At 58.9% G+C, this 4,469-nt stretch carries 5 protein-coding genes and 2 pseudogenes; all 7 read right to left on the bottom strand.

Annotated elements, in window-relative coordinates:
* Nucleotides 1–200: pseudogene (locus ACTNA2_RS08940) on the bottom strand (SIS domain-containing protein); the annotation flags it as partial.
* Between the two features lie 267 nt (nucleotides 201–467).
* Entirely contained in the window at nucleotides 468–1,313 is an 846-nt protein-coding gene (locus ACTNA2_RS08935) for a sugar phosphate isomerase/epimerase family protein (RefSeq protein ID WP_441049359.1), read from the bottom strand.
* Nucleotides 1,314–1,424: 111 nt separating this feature from the next.
* A complete protein-coding gene (locus tag ACTNA2_RS08930; protein WP_441049357.1) occupies nucleotides 1,425–2,258 on the bottom strand; it encodes a PTS system mannose/fructose/sorbose family transporter subunit IID in 834 nt (277 codons plus the stop codon).
* On the bottom strand, nucleotides 2,239–3,012 hold the full coding sequence (locus ACTNA2_RS08925) for a PTS mannose/fructose/sorbose/N-acetylgalactosamine transporter subunit IIC (RefSeq protein ID WP_441049355.1): 774 nt from the start codon (nucleotides 3,010–3,012) through the stop codon (nucleotides 2,239–2,241). Before ACTNA2_RS08925 ends, ACTNA2_RS08930 begins: the two co-directional genes overlap by 20 nt.
* A 293-nt stretch (nucleotides 3,013–3,305) precedes the next feature.
* Nucleotides 3,306–3,788 carry a PTS sugar transporter subunit IIB gene (locus ACTNA2_RS08920; RefSeq protein WP_441049353.1) on the bottom strand — a complete coding sequence of 161 codons (483 nt, stop codon included), beginning with the start codon at nucleotides 3,786–3,788 and terminating at the stop codon, nucleotides 3,306–3,308.
* Nucleotides 3,789–3,845: 57 nt separating this feature from the next.
* Nucleotides 3,846–4,265 (bottom strand): PTS sugar transporter subunit IIA, encoded by a 420-nt coding sequence (locus ACTNA2_RS08915; RefSeq protein WP_154515120.1) that lies wholly within the window; start codon nucleotides 4,263–4,265, stop codon nucleotides 3,846–3,848.
* A gap of 21 nt (nucleotides 4,266–4,286) precedes the next feature.
* Nucleotides 4,287–4,469 (bottom strand): annotated as a pseudogene (locus ACTNA2_RS08910) (SIS domain-containing protein); the annotation flags it as partial.

Raw genomic sequence — 4,469 nt, 5'->3', positions numbered from 1 at the left:
TTGTTCATGAGGTACTCGAGCTGCATGAACTCGTCCCAGGTGCCGCCGACGCCCATCAGGAAGACGGCGTCGTAGCCCTCCTCGTGCACGCGGTCGGCCAGGGCGGTCATCCGCTTGCCGGCCTCGTAGACGTTCCTGCCGTCCTCGAGGTAGCCCTCCTGGTCGAAGTGCATGATCTCGATCTTCTCGGTCTCCTTCATGTGTGTCCTCCCATCACATGTGCGCAATTCTATACATCGCGCTTCTTACTGATACCAATTATAGCCATACGATTGCTTGTTATTTAATACCAATCTAAACTCACGGAGATTTGCGGCAAACGGTCGGTTTCCTCACCCGAGTGGTATTACAACGCCAATAGTTGTCTATTTCGAGCGCTACTGCCAACGGGCTCCCCACAACTCGCCAGCTATAAAAGCGTTGCGCCAGACCCGCCCAAGCGTTTCCGGCGCAACCGCGCAGTTTAGTTATTCGGCCTCCATCTCCGCTGTCACACGGCGATACATCTCGATAACCTGAGTCGTCGCCTTGGACGGATCCTGATAGTAGCGGCCATCACACGTCTCGGCCGAGACATAGCCCGTATAGCCGTGGCGCATGAGTGCCTCGAGGTCGGCACGCATATCACGCTCGCCGTCGCCCCAGGCAAGATGCGTCGTGCCGCCGCCCACATCTACAAAGTGGGTGTGAACGATCTTGTTGCCCAAAACCTCAAAGTAGCCGTCTATCGTGTCGCCGGCAACTTCCATGGCGCCAAAGTCGATACAAGCCTTCAGGTTGGGGCGATCGACCGCCTCGAGGATGCGCGCCACATCCTGTGCAGTGTTGACCAGCACGGACTCCGACGGCTGCAGCGCCTCGAGCGCGACGCGAATACCGCGCGTGTCGGCGTAGTCGCACACCGAGCGCAGCATGGCAACGCTACGGGCCCAGGCGTCCTCAGCCGGCTCGTCCAGATAGGCCCAACCACTCGTCACCAGAATCTGCGGCGCGCCCAATTCAACGGCTACGTCGATCACATTCTTAAAGTACGAGAGGATGCGTTTTTGGCCCGCCTCGCCGCGCACCGCGACGTTCCACGGCTTGGGGTTGTTCTGCTCGGGGCACACGCACACGATCTTGATGCCGTACTGGGCGGCAAGATCGCGAATCTTATCCACCGATTCGTGCTCATGGCAATCCACATACAGGTGCATCGAGCCGGTCCACAGCTCGATATTGCGATAGCCGGCCTCACCTGCAGCCTTAAAAAACGTCTCGATGCTGTAGTAACGATGGTTGATGTTCATGAGCGAAAGCTCGGGTACGACCATAGCCCTCCCCTTTCGTACGGAGTTTTAAAAAACAGGGGGCCGCCGCAGATGCGACAAGCCCCCAAAGATCGACGCAACCGTTAGACGCGATGGAAGCGCGATTCGAACATATTAGGCAAGCACTCCAAAGTAAGCACCGATGATGCCCACGACCATGGTGCAGAGGATCAAGACCATCGGGTTGATCTTCTTGGAGAGCAGCCAGTAATAGAGCCAGAAGGCGGCCATGCCGAGCATACCGGGCATGATGCCGTCCAGGATGTCCTGGAGAGTCTGGGCGGAGTCGCCCTGACCGATAGCGACGGGCAGCGAAGCCCAGAACATGTCCTTGCTCATGGCGCCGACGACCATGACGCCGACGATGCCGACGCAGGCCATGATCTTTTGCATCAGGCCGGTCTTCTGAGCCTCGTCGAGGAAGCCAATGCCCAGCTCATAACCCTTGATAGCGCCAAAGATACGAATCAGGAACGCCGGGGTGTTGTAGATGAGCAGGAAAGCGATGGGGCCAAAGACGTTTCCGGCCTGGCACAGGCTGATGCCCACGGCAGCGGCGACGACGCGCAGGGTGGACAGGAAGAAGGAGTCACCCAGGCCGGAAAGCGGGCCCATAAGGGCGGCCTTGATGTCGTTGACGCTCTCGGGCTCAACCTCGCCACGAGCGACTTTCTCCTCCATGGCCATCGCGATGCCGCCCACGAAGGGAGCGAGCTGCGGGGTGATGTTGAAGAACGCGCTGTGACGGTGCAGGGCCTCGGCGTAATCGTCGGGACGGCCGGCATAGATCTTCTTGAGCATGTTGGCGACCATCAGGCAGAAGGCAATGTTCATCTGCTTGTAGTAGGTCCAGGAGAATTCCATGCCCAGGGCGCCGGTGTTCACGGCGCTCTTAATGAGGTCGGAGCGAGTAATCTGGTTCTCGGAATTAGAAGTCATCGTCCTCATCCCCTTCCACAGAAAGCTGGGGCTGGGCGCCACCAAGGCCCAGCAGGTCGTACTTGTCGATGCCGATGATGATTGCGATCAGAGCGACGCCGAGGACGGGCACGTTGGCATAGGAGCACAGCAGGAAGCCCAGGAAGTAGAACGGCACGAGCTGCTTGGTAAGCACCAGACGGCCGAGCATGGCGAAGCCCATGGCAGGCAGGATGTTGGCTGCGACGCCAAAGCCATCGAGGACGAACGTCGGGATGAAGTCGAGCAGGCCCTGAACGGCGTCGGCACCCAGATAGAAGGAGACCGAGCACAGGATAAAGGCCAGGACGACAATCACGAGACCGATAATCCAGTGCATAGCGTAGATACCCTTGAGGTTACCCTTGCTGGCAAAGACGTCGGCACGGTCGACCAGAAGGGGCATACCGGCGTTGACGACGTTCTTAATGGCCAGGCACAGAGTGGCGATGGGCATCGCGAGCGCGATAGCGGCCTCGGTGCTCTGACCCAGCTGAATAGCGAAGGCGCAGGCGAGCACACCGCCAATACACTCATCGGGCGGCACGTAAGCGCCGATGGAGATTGAGCCCATGAAGAGCAGCTCGAGGCTCGCACCGATGGCGAGGCCGGACTGCAGGTCCCCGAGGACTATGCCGACGAGCGGGCACAGAACGATCGGGCGGAACGCATAGAGCGTACCGAGCTGATAATCGAGCTTACCGAAGGCAGCGATAAGTCCGATAAGGATCGCTTGAACAAGCATTGTTCCTCCCTTTGATCCCTCTTGGATCCGCGCGGCGATTCCCGACTTGTCAGCGCGCCCTTTCCCATGCCGACAATCGTCCAGACAGATCCAGCTTGTACCGGTGTGCTGTTAACACCTAAACCGGTGCAAATGATTTAATACCAATTATATAGTCATGCGAAAACTATTTAATACCAATCGCTCAACGGGCAGGTACTCCCGGTGAACGGTAGATGGGGTAACGGGTAAAGCGTTTATCCGGTACGCCCACGGGCAAGGCGGCGCCGTACGCGCCGCCCCGTAGTTCCCAATTAGAGGGCGCTTAGAGCATCGACCTTGGGGTCGTCGGCCAGAGCGCGAATCTCGACCTCGATTCCGCGGCCGACGAGCTCGCGAATGTCCTCTTCCTCGGCAGCGGTCACAAAGATCTGACGGGAGATCTTACGGGCATCGGGACGCTGCTCATCCTTGGACTTGGTGTTGCCCAGGTTGATGGAGGTAATCTGCGGGCAGCCTTCGACAAGCTGCTTGGCCTCGGCGATGCTGGCGACGCAGATGATCATCTTGTACTTATCGGTGACACCGGAGTTGATAGCCTCGATGGCGTGCTCCATGTCCTTGATGACGAGCTTGGCGTTGGCCGGCTTTCCCATCTTGAGCGTGGTCTTCCAGACGGGATCGTTGGCAACCTTGTCGCCAACGCAGAAGATGCAGTCGGCGCCCAGGCCCTGGACCCAAGAGACGGCCACCTGGCCATGAAGCAGACGATGGTCGACGCGAACCAATTGAATCATGATTGACCCCCAAAGGTCTCATGCCGGAAACCCGGCCCCATTATTAGCAGGCGGTGACTAGAACTCTTCCTCGTCATCCGCATCGGTCAGCAGGTCGTTGACAAACTTGACGCGCGTGTCGTCAGCCGCGAGGATCTCGCGGATAACCTGGTCGGCGGGAGCCTCCTGGTCCGAGAAGAGCAGCTGGATCAGCAGCGGCAGATTCATGTTGGCAATCAGGTAGGTGTTGGGGCGCGTCTGGACGATCTTGGTGAACTCGTTGTTGACGCTGCCGCCAAACAGGTCGGTGCACACGATCACATCGTCGGCGGGATCGATAGTCGCCAGGAGCTTGGCGGCCTCCTCGGCGACGTCGGTGCGGCCGTCGACAAACATCGACAGATCGTGGACGTTATCGCGCGCGCCCGAGAGTAGCTCGGTGCTCTCCTTGATGCCGGTCGCAAAATGCGCGTGGCTGGCAAAGATGTATTGCCTCATTGCGGTTTCCCCCAAATAGAATTAGTAGTCGAACTGGTGGTAGTAGCGGCGGTACTTGAGGTTGTGCTTGGTGACCAGCTCGTAGTTGCGCGCGAGGCGGTCGGTGGTCAGCACGGACAGGATCCACGGCGACACGATGACGCGGAAGTCGTCGTCCAGGCCCGGGATCGCGTACTCGGCGGTGTCGATGATGACGTAGTCCTC

The organism is Collinsella sp. HCP28S3_E9 (genome assembly GCF_052065455.1).
GTDB lineage: Bacteria > Actinomycetota > Coriobacteriia > Coriobacteriales > Coriobacteriaceae > Collinsella.
The sequence above is the reverse complement of the archived record's forward strand: the minus strand, read 5'-3'. Positions and strand labels throughout refer to the sequence as shown.